This window comes from Thauera linaloolentis 47Lol = DSM 12138, from assembly GCF_000310205.1.
In the GTDB taxonomy this organism is placed as follows: domain Bacteria; phylum Pseudomonadota; class Gammaproteobacteria; order Burkholderiales; family Rhodocyclaceae; genus Thauera; species Thauera linaloolentis.
This window is the reverse complement of sequence record NZ_AMXE01000025.1, coordinates 1-19,510: the sequence shown is the minus strand read 5'-3', so window position 1 is coordinate 19,510 and position 19,510 is coordinate 1. Positions and strand designations below refer to the sequence as shown.

15 protein-coding genes and 1 pseudogene are annotated in these 19,510 nt (G+C 65.4%); 4 read left to right on the top strand and 12 right to left on the bottom strand.

Annotated elements, in window-relative coordinates; all coding sequences use genetic code 11:
- The 10 genes and pseudogenes from C666_RS08735 to C666_RS08695 form a co-directional block, all read right to left on the bottom strand.
- Nucleotides 1–4,683, bottom strand: coding sequence for a glutamate synthase-related protein (locus tag C666_RS08735; RefSeq protein ID WP_004337061.1), 4,683 nt, complete (start codon nt 4,681–4,683; stop codon nt 1–3).
- 55 nt (nt 4,684–4,738) lie between these two features.
- Entirely contained in the window at nt 4,739–4,957 is a 219-nt protein-coding gene (locus tag C666_RS20420; protein WP_154666251.1) for a hypothetical protein, read from the bottom strand.
- A gap of 178 nt (nt 4,958–5,135) precedes the next feature.
- Entirely contained in the window at nt 5,136–6,260 is a 1,125-nt protein-coding gene (locus C666_RS08730; protein ID WP_004337060.1) for a deoxyguanosinetriphosphate triphosphohydrolase, read from the bottom strand.
- A 117-nt stretch (nt 6,261–6,377) separates the two neighbouring features.
- Nucleotides 6,378–7,460, bottom strand: a complete 1,083-nt coding sequence (aroB, locus tag C666_RS08725) for a 3-dehydroquinate synthase (protein ID WP_004337059.1) — start codon at nt 7,458–7,460, stop codon at nt 6,378–6,380.
- Nucleotides 7,448–7,993, bottom strand: coding sequence for a shikimate kinase (locus tag C666_RS08720; protein ID WP_028792428.1), 546 nt, complete (start codon nt 7,991–7,993; stop codon nt 7,448–7,450). The genes aroB and C666_RS08720 overlap by 13 nt, the downstream gene beginning before the upstream one ends.
- Before the next feature lie 87 nt (nt 7,994–8,080).
- Nucleotides 8,081–10,234, bottom strand: a pseudogene (locus C666_RS08715) (type IV pilus secretin PilQ).
- Nucleotides 10,231–10,749 (bottom strand): pilus assembly protein PilP, encoded by a 519-nt coding sequence (locus C666_RS08710; protein WP_004337056.1) that lies wholly within the window; start codon nt 10,747–10,749, stop codon nt 10,231–10,233. The pseudogene C666_RS08715 and the gene C666_RS08710 overlap by 4 nt, the downstream one beginning before the upstream one ends.
- Nucleotides 10,746–11,426: a type IV pilus inner membrane component PilO gene (locus C666_RS08705; RefSeq protein ID WP_004337055.1), complete on the bottom strand. Its 681-nt coding sequence runs from the start codon at nt 11,424–11,426 to the stop codon at nt 10,746–10,748. The genes C666_RS08710 and C666_RS08705 overlap by 4 nt, the downstream gene beginning before the upstream one ends.
- On the bottom strand, nt 11,423–12,028 hold the full coding sequence (locus tag C666_RS08700; RefSeq protein WP_004337054.1) for a PilN domain-containing protein: 606 nt from the start codon (nt 12,026–12,028) through the stop codon (nt 11,423–11,425). Before C666_RS08700 ends, C666_RS08705 begins: the two co-directional genes overlap by 4 nt.
- The gene (locus C666_RS08695; protein ID WP_004337053.1) at nt 12,025–13,101 is read right to left on the bottom strand and encodes a pilus assembly protein PilM; all 1,077 of its coding nucleotides are present in this window, start codon (nt 13,099–13,101) and stop codon (nt 12,025–12,027) included. Before C666_RS08695 ends, C666_RS08700 begins: the two co-directional genes overlap by 4 nt.
- 178 nt (nt 13,102–13,279) lie before the next feature.
- Between C666_RS08695 and C666_RS08690 the strand changes: the two genes are divergently transcribed.
- A complete protein-coding gene (locus C666_RS08690; RefSeq protein ID WP_004337052.1) occupies nt 13,280–15,685 on the top strand; it encodes a penicillin-binding protein 1A in 2,406 nt (801 codons plus the stop codon).
- Nucleotides 15,686–15,700: 15 nt separating this feature from the next.
- Here C666_RS08690 and cyaY read toward each other — a convergent pair whose 3' ends face one another.
- Nucleotides 15,701–16,027 (bottom strand): iron donor protein CyaY, encoded by a 327-nt coding sequence (gene cyaY / locus C666_RS08685; RefSeq protein ID WP_004337051.1) that lies wholly within the window; start codon nt 16,025–16,027, stop codon nt 15,701–15,703.
- Between the two features lie 36 nt (nt 16,028–16,063).
- Between cyaY and lptM the strand changes: the two genes are divergently transcribed.
- Nucleotides 16,064–16,243, top strand: a complete 180-nt coding sequence (lptM, locus tag C666_RS21185) for an LPS translocon maturation chaperone LptM (RefSeq protein WP_081593407.1) — start codon at nt 16,064–16,066, stop codon at nt 16,241–16,243.
- Complete coding sequence (lysA, locus tag C666_RS08680; protein WP_004337050.1) at nt 16,240–17,520, top strand: diaminopimelate decarboxylase; 1,281 nt, start codon at nt 16,240–16,242, stop codon at nt 17,518–17,520. Before lptM ends, lysA begins: the two co-directional genes overlap by 4 nt.
- A gap of 31 nt (nt 17,521–17,551) precedes the next feature.
- On the opposite strand, the gene C666_RS08675 is transcribed toward lysA, so the two are convergent.
- A complete protein-coding gene (locus tag C666_RS08675) occupies nt 17,552–17,893 on the bottom strand; it encodes a hypothetical protein (RefSeq protein WP_004337049.1) in 342 nt (113 codons plus the stop codon).
- Nucleotides 17,894–18,139: 246 nt separating this feature from the next.
- Here C666_RS08675 and dacB point away from each other — a divergent pair, with 246 nt between their 5' ends.
- Nucleotides 18,140–19,486 carry a D-alanyl-D-alanine carboxypeptidase/D-alanyl-D-alanine endopeptidase gene (gene dacB / locus C666_RS08670; RefSeq protein WP_004337047.1) on the top strand — a complete coding sequence of 449 codons (1,347 nt, stop codon included), beginning with the start codon at nt 18,140–18,142 and terminating at the stop codon, nt 19,484–19,486.
- Nucleotides 19,487–19,510 lie beyond the last annotated feature (24 nt).

The following is a 19,510-nucleotide window of genomic DNA, read 5'->3' as shown; positions in this document are numbered from 1 at the left end:
TTATGCGGCCTCCTTCTCTGCTTCGCGCTGTTCGGCCATTTCCGTCAGCGCGCGACGATACTCATGCGGGAACACCTTGACGAACTTCTTCCGCCAGACAGCCCAGTTGTTCAGGATTTCGCGGGCGCGGACGCTGCCGGCGAAACGGACGTGGCGCTCGATCAGGCCCTTGAGGATCAGCTCGTCGCCCATCGTCAGGTGGTCGATGTCGACGCGGCCATGGGATTCGAGCTCGTCGCCCGACTCCGAGCCTTGGCGCGCGGCGATCTCGTCGGGCAGCGGCTCCAGCGAGACCTGCGCCATGTTGCAGCGCTGCTCGAAGCTGCCGTCCTCGTCCAGCACGTAGGCGACGCCGCCCGACATGCCGGCGGCGAAGTTGCGCCCGGTCTCGCCGAGCACCACCACCGTGCCGCCGGTCATGTACTCACAGCCATGGTCGCCTACGCCTTCCACCACCGCGGTGGCGCCGGAGTTGCGCACCGCGAAGCGCTCGCCGGCGACGCCGGCAAAGTACACCTCGCCCTCGGTCGCACCGTACAGCACGGTGTTGCCGACAATGATGTTGTGCGGCGTGTCGCCGCGGAACTCGGCCTTGGGGCGCACGATGATGCGCCCGCCCGACAGGCCCTTGCCGACGTAGTCGTTGCCCTCGCCCACCAGTTCGAGCGTGATGCCGCGCGCCAGGAAGGCGCCGAAGCTTTGGCCCGCGGTGCCGTTCAGGCGGATGTGGATGGTGTCGCTCGGCAGTCCGGCGTGGCCATGGGCGGTTGCCAGCCGGCCCGACAGCATCGCGCCGACGGTGCGGTTGATGTTGCGCACCGGCAGGTCGATGTTAACCTTCTCGCCCTTGTCCAGCGCGGGCTGGGCGAGCGCGATGAGCTGCTGGTCGAGCGCGCCTTCCAGGCCATGGTCCTGGGCCCCGGCATGCAGGCGCGGCACGTCGGCCGGCACCGGCGGCAGGTAGAAGATGCGCGAGTAGTCCAGACCCTGCGCCTTCCAGTGCGAGATACCGGCCTTCATGTCGAGCAGGTCGGCGCGGCCGATCAGTTCGTCGAACCTGCGCACGCCCAGTTGAGCCATCAGTTCGCGGACTTCCTCGGCGATGAAGAAGAAGAAGTTGACCACGTGCTCGGGCTGGCCCGAGAAACGGGCGCGCAGCACCGGGTCCTGCGTCGCCACGCCCACCGGGCAGGTGTTGAGATGGCACTTGCGCATCATGATGCAGCCGCCGACGACCAGCGGCGCGGTGGCGAAGCCGAATTCGTCCGCGCCCAGCAGCGCGCCGATGACGACGTCGCGGCCGGTCTTGATCTGGCCGTCGACCTGCAGGCGGATGCGCGAGCGCAGGCGGTTCAGCACCAGGGTCTGCTGGGTCTCGGCGAGACCCAGTTCCCACGGCGAACCGGCATGCTTGATCGAACTCCACGGCGACGCACCGGTGCCGCCGTCATGGCCGGCGACGACGATATGGTCGGCCTTGGCCTTGGCCACGCCGGCCGCCACCGTGCCGATGCCGATCTCGGACACCAGCTTGACCGAGATGCTGGCCACCGGATTAGTGTTCTTGAGGTCGTGGATCAGTTGCGCCAGATCTTCGATCGAGTAGATGTCGTGGTGCGGCGGCGGCGAGATGAGGCCGACGCCGGGCACCGAATGGCGCAGGAAGCCGATGTACTCCGACACCTTGTGGCCGGGCAGCTGGCCGCCCTCGCCGGGCTTGGCGCCCTGGGCCATCTTGATCTGGATCTGGTCGGCATTGACCAGGTATTCGGTGGTGACGCCGAAACGGCCCGAGGCGACCTGCTTGATCGCCGAGCGCAGCGAATCGCCCGCCTGCAGGTCGAGGTCGCGCGCGATGCGCTTCTCGCCGATGACCTGCGACAGCCTGATCGCCTCGGTCAGCGGCTTGAAGCGCATCGGGTCCTCGCCACCCTCGCCGGTGTTCGACTTGCCGCCGATGCGGTTCATCGCCACCGCGAGCGTGGTGTGCGCTTCGGTGGAGATCGAGCCGAGCGACATCGCGCCGGTGGCGAAGCGCTTGACGATCTCCTTGGCCGGCTCGACCTCCTCCAGCGGCACCGGCGTGGCGGCGGCCTTCAGCTCGAACAGGCCGCGCAGCGTCATGTGCCGCCTGCTCTGGTCGTTGATGATGCGGGCGTATTCCTTGTAGGTGTCGAACTTGCCCGAGCGCGTCGAGTGCTGCAGCTTGGCGATGGCGTCCGGCGTCCACATGTGCTCTTCGCCGCGGATGCGGAAGGCGTACTCGCCACCGGCGTCGAGCATGTCGTGCAGCACCGGGTCGGCGCCGAACGCGGCCTTGTGCTGGCGGATCGACTCTTCCATGACCTCGAACACGCCGATGCCTTCGACCTGGCTGGTGGTGCCGGTGAAGTACTTGTCGAGCAGCGCCTGCTGCAGGCCGACGGCCTCGAAGATCTGCGCGCCGGTGTAGGACATGTAGGTCGAGATGCCCATCTTGGACATGACCTTCATCAGGCCCTTGCCGACGGCCTTGACGAAGTGCTTGACGTACTTGGCGGCGCTTTCCGTATCGCCCGCGAGGTGCTGCAGGGTTTCCAGCGCGAGGTAGGGGTGCACCGCCTCGGCGCCATAGCCGGCCAGCACCGCGAAGTGATGCACCTCGCGTGCCGAACCGGTCTCGACCACCAGGCCGGCACGGGTGCGCAGACCCTTCGCCACCAGGTGCTGGTGGATGGCCGACAGCGCCAGCAACGCGGGAATGGCGATGCGCTCGGCCGTCAGTTTGCGATCGGACACGATCAGGATGTTGTTGCCGCCCAGCACCGCGTTTTCGGCTTCGGCACAGAGCGAGGCCAGGCGCGCCTCGACGCCTTCCTTGCCCCATTGCGCCGGATAACAGATGTCCAGCTCGGCCGAGCGGAACTTGTTCTGCGTGTAGCGCGCGATGTTGCGGATCTTGGCCATGCCGTCGAAATCCAGCACCGGCTGGCTCACTTCGAGGCGGAACGGCGGATTGATCTCGTTGATCTCGAGCAGGTTGGGCTTCGGCCCGATGAAGGACACCAGCGACATCACCATCTGCTCACGGATCGGGTCGATCGGCGGGTTGGTGACCTGCGCGAAGAGCTGGCGGAAGTAGTTGTAGAGCGGCTTGTTCTTGCTCGACAGCACCGCCAGCGGCGAGTCGTTGCCCATCGAGCCGGTCGCCTCCTCGCCCGCCCTGCCCATCGGTTCGAGGATGAACTTGATGTCTTCCTGGGTGTAGCCGAAAGCCTGCTGGCGATCGAGCAGCGGCGCCACGCGTCCGCCCTCGGCGTCGGCCACGCTGCCGACCGGAGCGGCCAGGCTGTCGAGCTTGATGTTGATGCGGCGCAGCCAATCGGCATACGGGCGGGCGTTGGCGAGCGACTCCTTGAGCTCCTGATCGCCGATGATGCGGCCCTGTTCCATGTCGATCAGGAACATCTTGCCCGGCTGCAGGCGCCACTTCTTGACGATCTTGCTGTCCGGAATCGGCAGCACGCCGGATTCGGACGCCATGACGACGAGGTCGTCGTCGGTGACGAGGTAGCGTGCCGGGCGCAAGCCGTTGCGGTCGAGGGTGGCACCGATCTGGCGGCCGTCGGTGAAGGCCACCGCGGCCGGGCCGTCCCACGGCTCCATCATCGCGGCGTGGTATTCGTAGAAGGCGCGGCGCTTCTCGTCCATCTGTGCATGCGATTCCCACGCTTCGGGAATCATCATCATCATCGCGTGGGCGAGCGAATAGCCGCTCATGACCAGCAGTTCGAGCGCATTGTCGAAGGAAGCCGAATCGGACTGGCCGGGATAGATCAACGGCCAGATCTTCTGCAGGTCCTCGCCCAGCAGCGGCGAATGCACGCCTTTCTCGCGCGCGCGCATCCAGTTGTAGTTGCCGCGCAGGGTGTTGATTTCGCCGTTGTGGGCGATGTAGCGGAAGGGGTGGGCCAGATCCCACTTCGGGAAGGTGTTGGTCGAGAAGCGCTGGTGCACCAGCGACAGCGCCGATACCGTGCGCGGGTCGACCAGATCGAGGTAGTACTCGCCGACCTGGTTGGCCAGCAGCAGGCCCTTGTAGTTCACCGTGCGCGCCGACATCGACACCATGTAGAACTCCTTGCCGTGCTTGAGGGCAAGGGCGCCGATGGCGTTCGCGGCGCGGCGGCGCACGACGTAGAGCTTGCGCTCGAGCGCCTCGGTGACCATCACGTCGGGGCCGCGGCCGATGAAGATCTGGCGGATCACCGGCTCCTTGGCCTTGACCGTCGGCGACATCGGCATGTCGGGGTTGACCGGCACGTCGCGCCAGCCGAGCACGACCTGCCCTTCGGCCGCGACCGCGCGTTCGATTTCTTCCTCACAGGCCAGGCGCGATGCGGCTTCCTTGGGCATGAAGACCATGCCCACGCCATATTCACCCGACAGCGGCAGGGTCACGCCCTGCTTTGCCATTTCCTCGCGGTAGAGCTGATCCGGGATCTGGATCAGGATGCCGGCGCCATCGCCCTGCAGGGGGTCGGCGCCGACCGCGCCGCGGTGGTCGAGATTCTTCAGGATCTCGAGGCCCTGGAGGACGATGTCATGCGTTTTCCTGCCCTTGATGTGGGCGATGAAACCCACGCCACAGGCATCATGTTCGTTGGCCGGGTCGTAAAGACCCTGCTTTTGGGGCAGATCCATCTTCTTTTCCTCAAAAACGACAGAAGAAATCACGCGCTGGCCTCTCATTCGAAGTTCAGCAGACAAACCGAACGCGCACAAAAAAGCCGGGCGCGTGCGCACCGGCTTCATGTCCCGCACCACAATGGTGCAAAAACTCTGGTTTTATCGACCGATGCACCACGATGGAACCACCGCATGCACCATTTTGGTCATCTAAATCGAAAACCTGCTTGACAAAAAAACTATACGCCCCGGAAACACTGGCTTCAAGAATTTTTTTGCGCTGCGACATGGGCTTTTCAAGCAGGAATCGGGCCAGAACAGGCACCATTCTGGAACGGCGGTGAGCTGCGCAGCCCGGCTCGCAGAGCCTCCCAAGGAGCCCCGCCGTAGGAGCTTCAGCCGCGAACAGAGCTGCGATGCCGCTTCCACGGCTGCTGTCGCGGCTAAACCCACTCCTACGGCAAGTTTCAGTAGATCTCGCCGACGGCAAACAGGCGCCGGTGCTCCTTCATCGCATAGCGGTCGGTCATGCCGGCGATGTAGTCGGCGATGGCGCGTGCCTTGTCCTCGCGTGCCATCGCCTGGTATTGCGGCGGCAGGATGTGCGGATCTTCCATGAAGGCCGCGAACAGTTCGCCCACGATGCGGCGCGCCTTGTTGGTCATGCGCAGCACCTGGTAGTGGCGGTAGAGCTGCTCGCGCAGAAAGAGCTTGAGCTCGCGCAGGCGCGGCTGCAGCGCATCGGAATACGCCACCAGCCGTGGCGCCGCGCGCACCTCGTCGAGCGAGGCCACGCCGGCCGCGGCGATGTTGGCACGGGCCTGCTCCAGCAGGTCGATCACCATCAGGTGGATCATGCGGCGCACGGTCTCGTTGATCAGTCGACGTCCCGCGAGGCCGGGCCAGCGCGCCTCGGCCTCGCGGCGCTGCGCCGCGAACAAGGGCACTTCGTCGAGCTGTTCGAGCGTGATCAGGCCGGAGCGCAGACCGTCATCGACGTCGTGGTTGTTGTAGGCGATCTCGTCGGCCAGGTTGGCGAGTTGCGCTTCGAGCGAAGGCTGGGTGCCGTCCAGGAAGCGCTGGCCGACGTCGCCCAGGCGCTCGGCGTTGGCGTGCGAACAATGCTTGAGGATGCCTTCACGCGTCTCGAACATCAGGTTCAGGCCATCAAAGCCGGCATAGCGGTCTTCGAGCCGGTCGACGGTGCGCAGCGACTGCAGGTTGTGCTCGAAGCCGCCATGCTCCTTCATGCAGGCGTTCAACGCATCCTGGCCGGCATGACCGAAGGGCGTGTGGCCGAGATCGTGGGCGAGGGCGATAGATTCGGCAAGATCTTCGTTGAGGCCGAGCTGGCGGGCGATGCCGCGCGTGATCTGGGCGACCTCGATGCTGTGCGTCAGGCGGGTGCGGAACAGGTCGCCTTCATGATTGACGAACACCTGGGTCTTGTACTCCAGGCGCCGGAAAGCGGTCGAATGGACGATGCGGTCACGGTCGCGCTGGAAGTTGCCCCGCGCGACCGGCGCCGGTTCGTCATGGATGCGTCCGCGGGAATTGCCTTCGGTGACGGCATAGGGGGCAAGCTGCAGCATCGGTTCGTCCTCGACTCGGAAATCAGGCCAGGTTCAGCGCACGAGGCGTATCCGCCACACGCCCGCCCGCGGCCGGACATGCCGGCGAAGTGGGAGGCGACCGCATACCGCCCCGGCTCAGCGGCAACGCGCCTCGATCGCCGCGACGATGTCGGCCTGCGGCGCATCGCCATGGATGACACCCTGGCCGAGCGCGCGCAGCAGCACCAAGCGCAGCCTGCCGGCCTCGACCTTCTTGTCGTGCGCCATCAGCTCCAGGTAGCGCTCGACACCCAGCTTCGGCCCCCGGACCGGCAGCGCCGCACGCTCGAACAAGGCGGCGATGTTCTCCACGCCGGCTTCGTCCAGCCAGCCCAGGCGGCACGACAGCTCCGCTGCCATCAGCGTCCCCGCCGCCACGGCCTCGCCGTGCAGCCACTCACCGTAGCCCAGCCCGGTTTCGATGGCGTGACCGAAAGTGTGGCCGAGGTTCAGCAACGCACGCTCGCCCTGCTCGGTTTCGTCAGCGGCCACCACCTCGGCCTTGTTGCGGCAGGACACCTCGATCGCATGGACCAGCGCCTCAGGGTCGCGCGCCATCAGACGCTCGAGATTGTGCTGCAGCCAGCCGAGGAACTCTCCGTCGCGGATCAGCCCGTACTTGATCACCTCGGCCAGGCCGGCGGACAGCTCTCGCGCCGGCAGCGTCGCCAGTGTGTCGATATCGGCGAGCACCAGCTTCGGCTGGTAGAAGGCGCCGATCATGTTCTTGCCCAGCGGGTGGTTGATCGCCGTCTTGCCGCCCACCGAGGAATCGACCTGCGCAAGCAGCGTCGTCGGAATCTGGATGAAAGGCATGCCGCGCTGGTAGCAGGCGGCGGCAAAGCCGCCCATGTCGCCGACGACGCCGCCACCGAGTGCGACCAGCGTAGTGGAGCGCTCGCAGCGCTCGGCCAGCAGCATGTCGAAGATGCGGTTCAGCGTCGGCCAGTCCTTGTGCACCTCGCCATCGGGCAGGACCACCGACGCAGCCCGCACGCCGGCGGCTTCCAGCGTGCTCCGCAGCCGATCGAGGTAGAGCGGTCCGACCACGTCATTGGTGACGATCGCGACACGCTTCGTCTTGAGATGCGGCAGGATCAGTTCGGCGCGGTCGAGCAGGCCGCGGCCGATGTGGATCGGGTAGGCGCGATCGCCGAGGGCGACGTTCAGGGTTCGCATGGCGTGTTCTTCAGTGTCTGCTGCGCGAGTTTCTGCAGCGCATTCTCGATCATCCGCACCATCGTCCCCGGATTGCCTCGGCCGCCGTCGATGACCAGGTGCGCGACCTCGCGGTAGAGCGGGTCGCGCTGCCGATAGAGCTCCTCGATGCGCTGGCGCGGATCGTCGACCTGCAGCAGGGGGCGGTTGCGGTCGTGGCGGGTACGTTCGTACAGGATCTGCGGCGGCACGTTGAGATAGACCACCACGCCGCGGCCGCGCATCAGCGCGCGGTTGGTCGGCGTGGTCACCACGCCGCCGCCGGTGGCGATGACGATGTCCGGTTCGAGCGAGAGCTCATCGATCATCTGCGTCTCGCGGCGCCGGAAGCCCTGCTCGCCCTCGATCTCGAAGATGGTCGGGATGCTCACCCCGGTACGGGCGACGATCTCCTGGTCGCAATCGGCGAAGCGGACCTTGCGCCGACGCGCAAGCTCCCTGCCGACCGTGGTCTTGCCGGCTCCCATCATGCCGATCAGTATCAAGCAGCTCACGCGCGATTCGCCGGAAGTCCAGATGAAAAAAGGGGCGGGCACCCTTCGAGGATGCCCGCCCCGGCATTGTATCAGCAGTGTGAAAACTTACCGCAGCGTGAGTGCGTCGGCGACGATGCGCGGGGTGATGAAGACGAGCATCTCCCGGCGCTCGGAGTTCTTCATGTTCGATTTGAACAGATGCCCCAGGACCGGAATATCACCCAGCAAAGGCACCTGCTGGGTCGTGCTCGTATCGGTTTCTTCATAGATACCGCCAATCACGACCGTCCCGCCATTCTCGATCAACACTTCGCTCTTGACTTTCTTGGTGTCAATCGCCGGCCCTGCACGCGTATCTTCTCCGCGAGAATCCTTATTGACCTCGATCGACAATTGCAGACGGCCATCCGGAGTAATCTGCGGCTTGACCTTCAGCGACAGCACGGCCTTCTTGAACGACACACTGGTCGCCCCCGAACTGCTCGCCTCTTCATAGGGGATTTCGGTACCTTGCTCGATCAGCGCCTCGACCTGATTAGCCGTCAGGACACGGGGGCTCGACACCAGACGAATGCGACCATCCGTCTCCTGGGCGTTGAGTTCCAGATTGAGAAAGCGCGTCAGACTGCTGTTGAACAGTGTTAGGTTCAAATTGCCGAAGCTGTTGGTAACGGCACCCGGCCCACTAGTCGCACTTTCGCCCACTCGCCGGATGATCGAATTGATCGATGCATCATCTCCCGTGTTGATCGTTCCGTCAGGATTGACCGATGCAAATTCGGAACTACCGAACCCCAGCTTAGCCCCGTTGCCAAGACTACGATTGGTTCGATCACCAAACCCCAGGCGCACACCAAGGTCCCGCGCGAAAGTCTTGTTGGCCTCAACGATACGCGCTTCGATCAGCACCTGTTGCGGCGCGACATCAATCTCTTGAACGACACGGCGCAATGCATGCAGACGCGACCCAACGTCGGTCACGAACAACTTGTTGCTGCGCTCATCGACGTTGATCGCACCACGCTTCGACAGAAAGGGTTGGTCCCTGCTGCTCAGGAAAGCCTGAATCTCCTTTGCCTTGTGGTAGTTGATCTGGAAGCTCTCCGTCGACAGGGGCTCCAGGTCGCCGATTTGCGCCTTGGACTCGAGTTGCAGCTTCTCGCGCGCTGCCAATTCATCACCCGGCGCGATCCAGATCACGTTGCCGTTCTTGCGCATGTCCAGGCCCTTGGCCTGCAGGATGATGTCCAGTGCCTGATCCCAGGGCACATCCTTGAGGCGCAGCGTCAGGCTACCCTGCACCGAATCGGAAGTGATGATGTTGAAATCGGTGAAGTCGGCGATGACCTGCAGGACCGAGCGCACATCGATGTTCTGGAAGTTCAGGGACAGTTTCTCGCCCTGGTACTACCCGCGCGCGCCCTGCACGAGCTTGTTCGGATCCTCGACCACGCGCTTCACTTCGAGCACGAAGCGGTTGTCGCTCTGGTAGGCGTTGTGCTCCCACAAGCCGTTCGGTGTCACCGTCAGGCGCACGTTGTCGCCCGACTGCTGCGCGGTCATCGCCGTCACCGGAGTGCCGAAATCGATCACGTCGGAACGCCGGCGCAAGTGCTCGGGCAGGGAAGTCTTGAGGAAATCGACGACGAGATTGCCACCCTGCTGGCGGATGTCGATTCCGGTTTCGGCATTCGACAGATCAACCACCACCCGCCCCTCGCCTTCCGTACCGCGACGGAAGTTGATGTCACGCACCGCCACACCACCTCCAGCCGCAACCCGGGATGCAGCGAAGTTGCCCTGTGCCTGCACCACGACGGACGCTTGCGTGTCCTGCGTGCTGGCAGGCCGGATGGCAATGATGACGTTCCGGCCATCGATGCGGGTCTCGTAGGGGCTGACCCGGACCAGGTTGAGCACCAGCCGCGTTCGGTCGCCCGCCTGGACGATGTTCACGCTGCGCAGGTCGCCCTGCTCGACGCTTTGCACATTGCGCCCCAGCGCATTGCCCGTATCGCGGAAATCGAACGCGATGCGCGCCGGATTCGCGACACTGAAGCTCGGCGGCGGACTGGCGAGCGGCTCCTTCATCGTCAGGCGCAGGTAGAGCGCATCGCCGTGCTCGGCGACATCCAGGCTCTCGATCTGGTTCGGCTGGCTCTGCGCCTGCGCCACATCCTGCGCAAGCGCTGCAGGCCCCGACATCAGGCCCGCAGCAAAGGCTGCTGCCAGAACCAAAACGCGAATGTGTTTCTTCATCTCCCGGCCTCCTGCCGCTCCTGCAGGGTCAGCGTGCTGATCCGCTCGACCCAGTCACCCTGCACGTCTTCGACGAGCTCCTTCAAGGTCATGTCACCGTCGCTGATGCCGGTGACCACGCCGAAGTTCTGCCCCATGTAGTTTCCAACCTTGACCTGATGCAGGTTCTTGCCCGCGAGCACGAGGGCATGGACGCTCTTGCCTTGCGACAGCACACCGACCATGCGCAGCGACTCCAGCGGATAGGCCTCGAGCGGCTCCTTGCGGCGGTCGAGGTTCGGCCGCAATGCGGTATTCGCCCGCTTCTCCACTTCCATTCGCCCCTTGCGGAACGGATCGTCCGCGCCGATGCCCGCGTATTCGACGATGGGAAAGGGCTTGATCTCCGGCAGGGCCTTGACCGCACCGCGCATCCCCTTGGCCTGCTCGTCCATCCAGGCCCGGATGTCTTCCTGCTCGCCGCTGCCGCAGGCCGCAAGAACGGCTGCGCACACAAGGATCAATGCGCGCTTCATCGTTTTCTCCCCTTGGTCGCAGCCTTGGCATCCTGGCGCTGCTTGGCAATCTCTTCCTCGTCCAGGTAGCGGTAGGTGATCGCCTTGGCTTCGAGCTTGAGCCGGCCGTCCTTGTCGGCATTGATCGCAAGGTTGTTCAGCGTGACGATGCGCGGCATGCGGGCGACGTCGCTGGCGAACTCGCCGAGCTCGTGATAGTCGCCAGTGACGCGGATGTCGATCGGCATCTCGGCGTAGAACTCCTTGACCACGTTGCTGCCCGGCTTGAACAGTTCGAACTGCAGCCCGCGGCCAAGACCGGCCTGGTTGATGTCGGACAGCAGCGAATCCATCTCGGCGCGATTCGGCAACTGCTTCAGCAGGGCGCCGAATTGCTGGTCGATCTCGGCCAGTTGGCGGCGATGCTCATCGAGATTGACGGCCTGCCGCTTCTTCGCGACCCAACCGTCGCGCAACTGCGTTTCTTCCTGTTCGCGCTGGGCCAGGGCCTCGGCCTGCTCCTGCCAGTCGAACCACCAGAAGGCACCGAGCGTCGCCGCCAGCAGGCCGACCATGACGGCCACCCGCGGCGCCAGTGGCCACATGCCGGGGTCGTTCGCGTCAAGCCCCTTGAAATCCTGTGCCAACCGCTTGAAGTCGATCGAGCGCGCTGACTTGAGCGTGTCGCTTGTCTTCACTTGCGCGCCCCCCTCGCCTGGGTTTTGCCACCCTTGGCGTCGGCAGCCGGCTCTTCGACCGCCGTTCGCTCTATGCCGATGCCAAGCGTGAACTCGCTGAGGCGGCGATCATCCACCGTCACGGCCTTCGCCTCGACCAGGGTCGGACGTTCGAGGAAGGGAGAATCCTCGAGGTTGCGCATCAGGTGCGACACGCGCGCATTGGACTGGGCATGACCAACCAGGGTGATGCGGCTCCCGGCCTGCTTGACCGATTTCAGGTACACCCCGTCCGGCATGCCCTTCGCCAGTTCATTGAGCAGATGGACCGATTCCGCGCGCGTGCTCTGCAGATCCTCGATGACCTTCTTGCGTGCGAGCAAGGCATCGATCTGCTCCCGCAAGCGGCGGATCTCCGCGATCTGCTGGTCGAGCTTGGCGATCTCGGCCTTCAGGAAGGCATTGCGCGAGGCCTGGCGCTCGATGTAGCCCGCATAGACGGAATGCACCAGAATGCCGATCAGCGCGCCCAGTACGATCATCGCGGCCGACAACGCATAGAACTGCGTTCGCCGCTGCTTGCGCTTCTCCGCGCGATGCGGCAGAAGGTTGATACGGATCATTCGTCGAACCTCCGCAAGGCCAGCCCGCAGGCCACCATCAACGACGGCGCGTCGGCCAGCAGGTTCTTCGGCCTCACCTTCGACGAAACACTCATCCCGGCAAAGGGATTGCCGACGATGGTCTCGACCTGGGTGCGCGCGGCAACGATTTCGGCCAGACCCGGCATCAGGGCGCATCCGCCCGCCAGCACGAGGTGGTCCACCTGGTTGTATTGGGTGGACGTGAAGAAGAACTGCAGTGCGCGCGAGACCTCGAGCGCCAGGCTGTCGAGGAAGGGGCGCATCAACTCGCGGGCATAGGTGTCGGGCAGCGCGTCCGCGCGCTTGGCCGATTCGGCCTCGTCGACGCTCATGCCGTACTGCCGCGCGATGTCCTGCGTGAGCTGATTGCCGCCAAACGCCTGTTCACGCACGTAGACCTGCTGCCGGTTACGGAACATGCCAACGTTCATGACGTTCGCGCCGACGTCGATGAGGCCGATCACCTTGTCCTGGCCACCGCTGGGCAGTTGCCGGCTGACCAGCTCGAGCGCCGATTCGATCGCGAACGATTCGACGTCGATCACGGTGGCCTTCAGTCCGGCGGCCTGGGCCACCGCGACACGGTCCTCGACCTTGTCCTTGCGCGACGCGGCGATCAGCACTTCGAGTTCGCCCGGGCTGCCCGCAGCCGGGCCGATGACCTGGAAATCCAGATTGACCTCGTCGATCGCGAACGGGATGTACTGGTTGGCCTCGGACTCGACCGCCATTTCCATCTCCTGCTCGCGCAGCCCCGCGGGCAGGATGATCTTCTTGGTGATGACGGACGAGGCCGGCAAGGCCATGGCGACATTCCTGACACCCGGCCCGAAGCGCCTGAGGGCGCGGCGAAGCGCTTCGCTGACCGCTTCGAGGTTGGCGATGTTGCCATCGGCAACGACATCGCGCGGCAGCGGCTCGATGGCGTAGCGCTCGACTTTGTAAGCTTCCTTGTCCCCCCCGGAGAGCTCGACGAGCTTGACCGATGAAGATGAAATATCGAGCCCTGCCAGCTGGCGTGCCGCAGCGCCGAAAAAGGGGAGTTCAATCACAAAGAAAGTCCTTACATTTCTTTATGTTAGGAGCAAGACTTGATTTTTGCTCTCAAATCGTATCAACAAGCCTGGATAAGTGTAAAGCGAACTGTTTCACGCGCCACACCGCGAAACAGCCAGCGCCGGGGCCATCTCGTATAATGCGCACCCTCTATCGACGTTTCCTGGACTGCTGATGCGCTGGGTCCTCTATCCGGTCGCAGCGCTGCTGGCGCTTGCGATTCTCGGCCTCGCCACGCTGGCAGCGATGTCGCTGTTCGCCTGGCCCAATCTTCCTTCGCTGGAGTCGTTGACCGATTACCGGCCACGCGTCCCGCTGCGAGTATATACGGCGGATGGCCACCTGCTCGGCGAGTTCGGCGAAGAGCGGCGCGATGTGGTTCGCATCGCCGAAGTCCCGGCCCTGCTCAAGCACGCCATCCTGGCGGCGGAGGACGAACGCTTCTACGAGCATGCCGGCGTCGATCCGATGGGCATCGCGCGCGCGGCGTTGTCCAACCTGACCACCGGCGGACGCGGCCAGGGTGCGTCGACGATCACGATGCAGGTGGCGCGGAACTTCTTCCTCACGCGCGAGAAGACCTACAACCGCAAACTCTATGAAATCCTGCTGTCGTTCAAGATCGAACACGAACTGAGCAAGGACCAGATTCTCGAGCTCTACATCAACCAGATCTACCTCGGACAGCGCGCCTACGGCTTCGCGGCGGCCGCGCGTGCCTACTACGGCAAGACGCTGGATGGGCTGACCCTGCCCGAAGCAGCGATGCTGGCCGGGCTGCCGAAGGCGCCCTCCGCCTTCAACCCGATCGTCAATCCGTCGCGCGCCGCCATCCGCCAACAGTACGTGCTGCGCCGCATGCTCGAAACCGGCATCATCAGCCATGCCGACTTCGAAGCCGCCATTGCTGTCGCCACGCCGACACGCAGCCAGCGCGATACGGCTGTTGCGCGAAAACAACAGGAAAGCAGCATCCATGGCGACTACGTCGCCGAAATGGCACGCCAGATCGCGGTCGAGCAATTCGGCGACAAGGCCTACGAACTGGGCATCCGCATTTTCACGACCGTCACCCGCAAGGATCAGGAGGCCGCCTACGCCGCACTGCGCAAGGGCGTCATGGACTACGACCGCCGCCACGGCTATCGCGGCCCCGAGGCCTTCGCCGAACTTCCGCCGGACAGCGTATCGAACGAACAGCTCGACGAACTCCTAGCCGAACGCAACGACTACGACGACCTGCTCGCCGCGGCAGTGCTTCAAGCCTCCCCCAAGCAGGTCAAGGTGTACCGCCGCGGCGAAGAGATCACCATCAGCGGCAACGGCCTGCGCTTCGCCGCGCCCATGCTGGCGGACAAGGCGCCGCAGACGCGCCGCATCCGTCGCGGCGCGATCGTGCGCATCCGCGATACCGGCAGCAACGGCTGGGAAATCGCCCAGGTACCCGAGGTACAGTCGGCCCTGGTCTCGATCGACCCCCGGGATGGCGCGGTGCGTGCGCTGGTGGGCGGATTCGACTTCAACCGCAGCAAGTTCAACCATGTCACGCAAGGCCAGCGCCAGCCGGGCTCCAGCTTCAAGCCCTTCATCTACTCGGCGGCGCTCGAGCGCGGCTACGGACCGGGCCACGTCGTTGCCGACGACCCCTTGTATTTCCCCGCGGGCGTCACCGGCAGCCAGGCCTGGGAGCCAAAGAACTACGACGCCAAGTACAGCGGACCGATGACGATCCGCGATGCCCTCGTGCGCTCGAAGAACATGGTGTCGATCCGCATGCTGCAGGACATCACGCCGCGCTTCGCCCAGGACTACGTCGGCCGCTTCGGCTTCGACTCGGCCAAGCACCCCCCCTACCTGACGATGGCGCTGGGCGCCGGCAGCGTCACCCCCTGGGAGTTGGCGGGCGGCTACGCCGCGTTCGCCAACGGCGGCTTCCGCATCGACCCCTATGTGGTCAAGGAGATCTATGACGGCAACGGCAAGCTCATCGCCCGCACCGACCCGCCCGTCGCGGGCGAAAGCGCGCCGCGCGTGCTCGACCCGCGCAATGCCTGGCTGATCGATTCGATGCTGCAGGACGTGGTGACGCGCGGCACCGCCGCGCGCGCGCGCAGCCTCAAGCGCAACGACCTCGCCGGCAAGACCGGCACGACGAACGACTACCTCGACGCCTGGTTCTGCGGCTACAACCCCGACCTGGTCGCCGTGTCCTGGGTCGGTTTCAGCCAGCCGCGCAACCTGGGACGGGGCGAGACGGGCGGCGCGGCCGCACTTCCGATCTGGATCAACTACATGGGGGTTGCGCTCGCCGGCACCCCGGAAATACAGCGTCCCCAACCGGGCGGGCTGATCCAGATCGAAGCGGGCGACGGCAGCCGCAGCGATTACCAGTACGCCGAGTACGAGCCCCCCGAACCGCCCCTCGCGCCCGACTGGCTGCGCCAGATGTTCGCGTCGGACAACGAGCCAGCCCTGGAAGCCCCCGAGGAAGCTACCCCGCCAGTGGCGCCGCGCCCCATTCCTGCCGCCCAGGCACCCGCGCCGGTCGAAGACCGCATGCCGGTGCCGATCCGGCGCTGAGGGCAGACCACATCGTCAGGCGGGACGCGCCAGCCCGACGGTTTCGCCCGCCTGTTCGCTCACGAGCTTCGCCAGCATGGCCCACAGCTCGACACCGTCACGGGTATTGAGCCAGGCGCCATCCTGCGGACGGAAGTGGAAACCCCCCGATCTGGCCGCAACCCAGATCTCGCGCGCAGCGGTGTGACGGTTGATGATCATCTTGCTGCCGTTCTCGAACTCGATCTCGAGCACCCCGCCCGGCTTGGGCTCGATATCGACATCGGCGCCCGATGCATCGAGGGCGCTCTCGATGCGCGCGAGCTCGGCTTCGGCCAGCGTATTGAATGCGGACTCTTCCATGCGGATTCCTTCTGATAGCATTCCGGTTTTTCGTGAATGATGGCGATGCGAGCCAAACTTACCGCGACTGCGCTTGCCTGCGCGCTTCTGTCGGCCTGCGGCATCAAGGGGTCGCTCTACTTGCCCCCGACCCCGTCCGGCCAGCCCGCGCCGGGCGCCGATCATAGCAAACCCGCCCAGCCACCGGCCCCGGGCCAATACACACCGATCCAATGACCGCCAACGACAAGATTTCCGGCGCGCTCCCGACGCCGACGCTGCACGCCGAAAACGGCGTGCTCACCCTCGAAGGGCTGGCGCTGCCCGAACTCGCCGAGCAGTTCGGCACGCCGAGCTACATCTATTCGAAAGCCGCGCTGACGGCCGCCTTCGAGTCCTGGCAGCAAGCACTCGCCGGCCGCCGCGCCCTCGTCTGCTATGCGGTGAAGGCCAACTCGAATCTCGGTATCCTGTCGGTGTTCGCCCGCCTGGGCGCGGGCTTCGACATCGTGTCGGGCGGCGAACTTGCACGCGTACTGGCCGCTGGCGGCCATGCCGGCAAGGTCGTGTTCTCCGGCGTCGGCAAGACGCGGGACGAAATGCGCCAGGCGCTGAAGGCCGGCATCCGCTGCTTCAACGTCGAGTCCGCCGCCGAACTCGAACGCCTCGACGCCGTCGCAGGCGAACTCGGCGTATTGGCTCCGGTGGCGCTGCGCGTCAATCCGGATGTCGATCCGAAGACACACCCCTACATCTCCACCGGCCTCAAAGGCAACAAATTCGGCGTCGCCTTCGCCGACGCGCAGGCCCTCTACCGCCGCGCCGCCGCGCTGCCGAACCTGCGCATCAGCGGCATCGCCTGCCATATCGGCTCGCAACTGCTCGACCCCGCGCCGGTCGCGGAAGCCGCGCAGAAAGTGGCCGGTCTGGTCGACCGCCTCGCGGACGACGGCATCACGCTCGACCACATCGATCTCGGCGGCGGGCTCGGCATCCGCTATCGCGACGAAGCCCCGCCCGTCGTTGCCGACTACCTGGCACCGCTATTGAAGGTGTTCGAGGGACGCAACGAGGAACTCTACTTCGAGCCGGGCCGCTCGCTGGTCGGCAACGCCGGCCTGCTGCTGACCCGCATCGAATACCTGAAGCCGGGCGAGACGAAGAATTTCGTCATCGTCGACGCCGCCATGAACGATCTCGCCCGCCCCGCGCTCTACGACGCCTGGCACGAAGTGGTGGAAGTCGTGGCGCCCAGTACCGAATCGCAGGTCTACGACGTCGTCGGCCCGATCTGCGAAAGCGGCGACTTCCTCGCGCGCGAACGCAGGCTTGCCGTGGCCGAGGGCGATCTGCTCGCCATCCTGTCGGCCGGCGCCTACGGCATGACGATGAGCTCGAACTACAACACCCGCCCGCGGGCGGCAGAGATCATCGTCGATGGCGGCCAGGCCCATCTGGTCCGTGCGCGCGAAACCGTTGCCGCGCTGTTCGCGGACGAAAAGCCGCTTAGCTGACGCGGCGGGCCCGGCGGACGGGCCGCGCCGTTCAGGTATCCGCCTTGCCGAGGCGCTCGGCCTCTTGGTAGAGCGCCCGGCCAAATGCCTTCCAGGCCCTGCCGCCACTGGTATGCACACCGATCTGTGCGCTCTGGCGCATGGTCCCGAGCATCAGATCGGACAGGGCGAACAGTTCGCCGGTGAGTTTTTCCTGCCGGATCGGGCTGCGCAGCAGTTTCATCACCCCTCCCGGCTCATAGCTCAAGGCCTGGCGGGCCAGTTCCCGCAATCGCGCCTGATCGTCCCAGTCCAGCCCCAGCGCCAGCCCGCGCTTGTAGATCTCGCGCTCGAGCTCGTCAGCCGTGCGCGCATAATGTCCGAATCCACTCATTCTCGAAACCTTGCAATTACGCCGGCAAAGCAGTTCCCGGCGCAGGCACCCATGAAATCCAGCGGGCGAATTCAACTTTCATCGGCTTCATTCTACCGACGCGCAGAAGGGCGCTTGCCCGCCCTCCCGCATCGACCGTGTTGCACTGCACTATTGTTTCGCATTTGCCTGGGCCTGTGCATCTTTTTCGGCGTGCCTGCGCTGGCGACACCGCCTGCGCTTGCCTCGCAAGGGCTCCCACCACCGGTGAAACTGGCGCTGGAGCGCGCCCGCATCACCGATGATGCGGTCTCGGTCTGGGTACAGGCGGTAGACGAAACGCATCCCAGCCTCAGCATCAATGCAAACACGCCGATGAACCCGGCATCGGTGATGAAGCTCGTCACCGCCTTTGCCGCGTTCGAGCGCCTCGGCCCGGCGTGGACCTGGACGACCCGGCTCGCGAGCAATGCCACCCTTGCCGATGGCGTCCTGTCCGGCGATCTGTACATCGTCGGCAGCGGAGACCCCGTGCTGGACCAAGACCGGGTCGGAAAACTGCTGCGGCGCCTGCGCGGACTGGGCATCGAACGCATCGCGGGCGACATCGTACTCGACGCCTCCGTGCTGCAGTTGCCGCCCCATGACCCCGACGCCTTCGACGGACGTGGCCTGCGCCCCTACAACAGCGGCCCGCACGGCCTGCTGATGCACTACAACACCCTGCAGCTCGCGCTCTTCCCGGGCAACGGAAGCAATGCATCGGTGACCGTGGTCGCCGAGCCGCCGCTGGCCGGTGTCGTCATCGAAAACCGTCTGCAGACGTCCGCCAGCAACTGCGATGTCTGGTACCGCGATCTCGAAGCGCGGATCGAACCCGGCCGCCGCCTCGTGCTCAGCGGCAGCCTGCCGGCAGCCTGCGGCCCGCGCACCTGGAGCGCGGCGCCGCTGCCGCCTGCCGAATACGGCGCCGCGCTGGTCGCCACACTGTGGTCGGAAGCCGGCGGCCGGCTCGACGGCCAGGTACGCAGCGGCGTCGCCCCGGTCGGCATCCGCAGCCTGCTCACCCACGAATCGCCATCGCTGGCCGACGTCATCCGCGACATGAACAAATGGTCGAGCAATGTCATCGCACGCCAGTTGCTGGCCAACCTCGGCACCTTCCTTGCCGCCGCTCCGGCCGATACGGCGGACATGGTGGCCGGCGGCGCCCGCATTGCCGTCGAAGTGCTCGCCGCGGCGGGCCTCGATGCCGACGGACTGCGGATCGAGAACGGTTCGGGCCTGTCACGCATCGAACGCATCCGCGCCGACACCCTGGGCAACATGCTGCTGCTGGCCTGGCGCCGGCCGTGGATGCCCGAGTACATCTCGGCGCTGCCGGTGGCGGGCCTCGACGGCACGGCGCGCCGGCGGCTGAGCGACAGCCCCGCAAGCGGACAGGCGCATATCAAGACCGGGACGCTGAACGGCGTGCGCGCCATCGCCGGCTACCTGCTCGACCGTGACGGCCGGCGCCATGCGCTGGTGATGATGGTCAACCACCCCGAGGCCGCCGCCAGCACCGCCGCGCAGGACGCCCTGCTCGAATGGATCTGGGCCGGCGGGCGCTGAACGCGCCCGGAGCGTTCAGCGCCC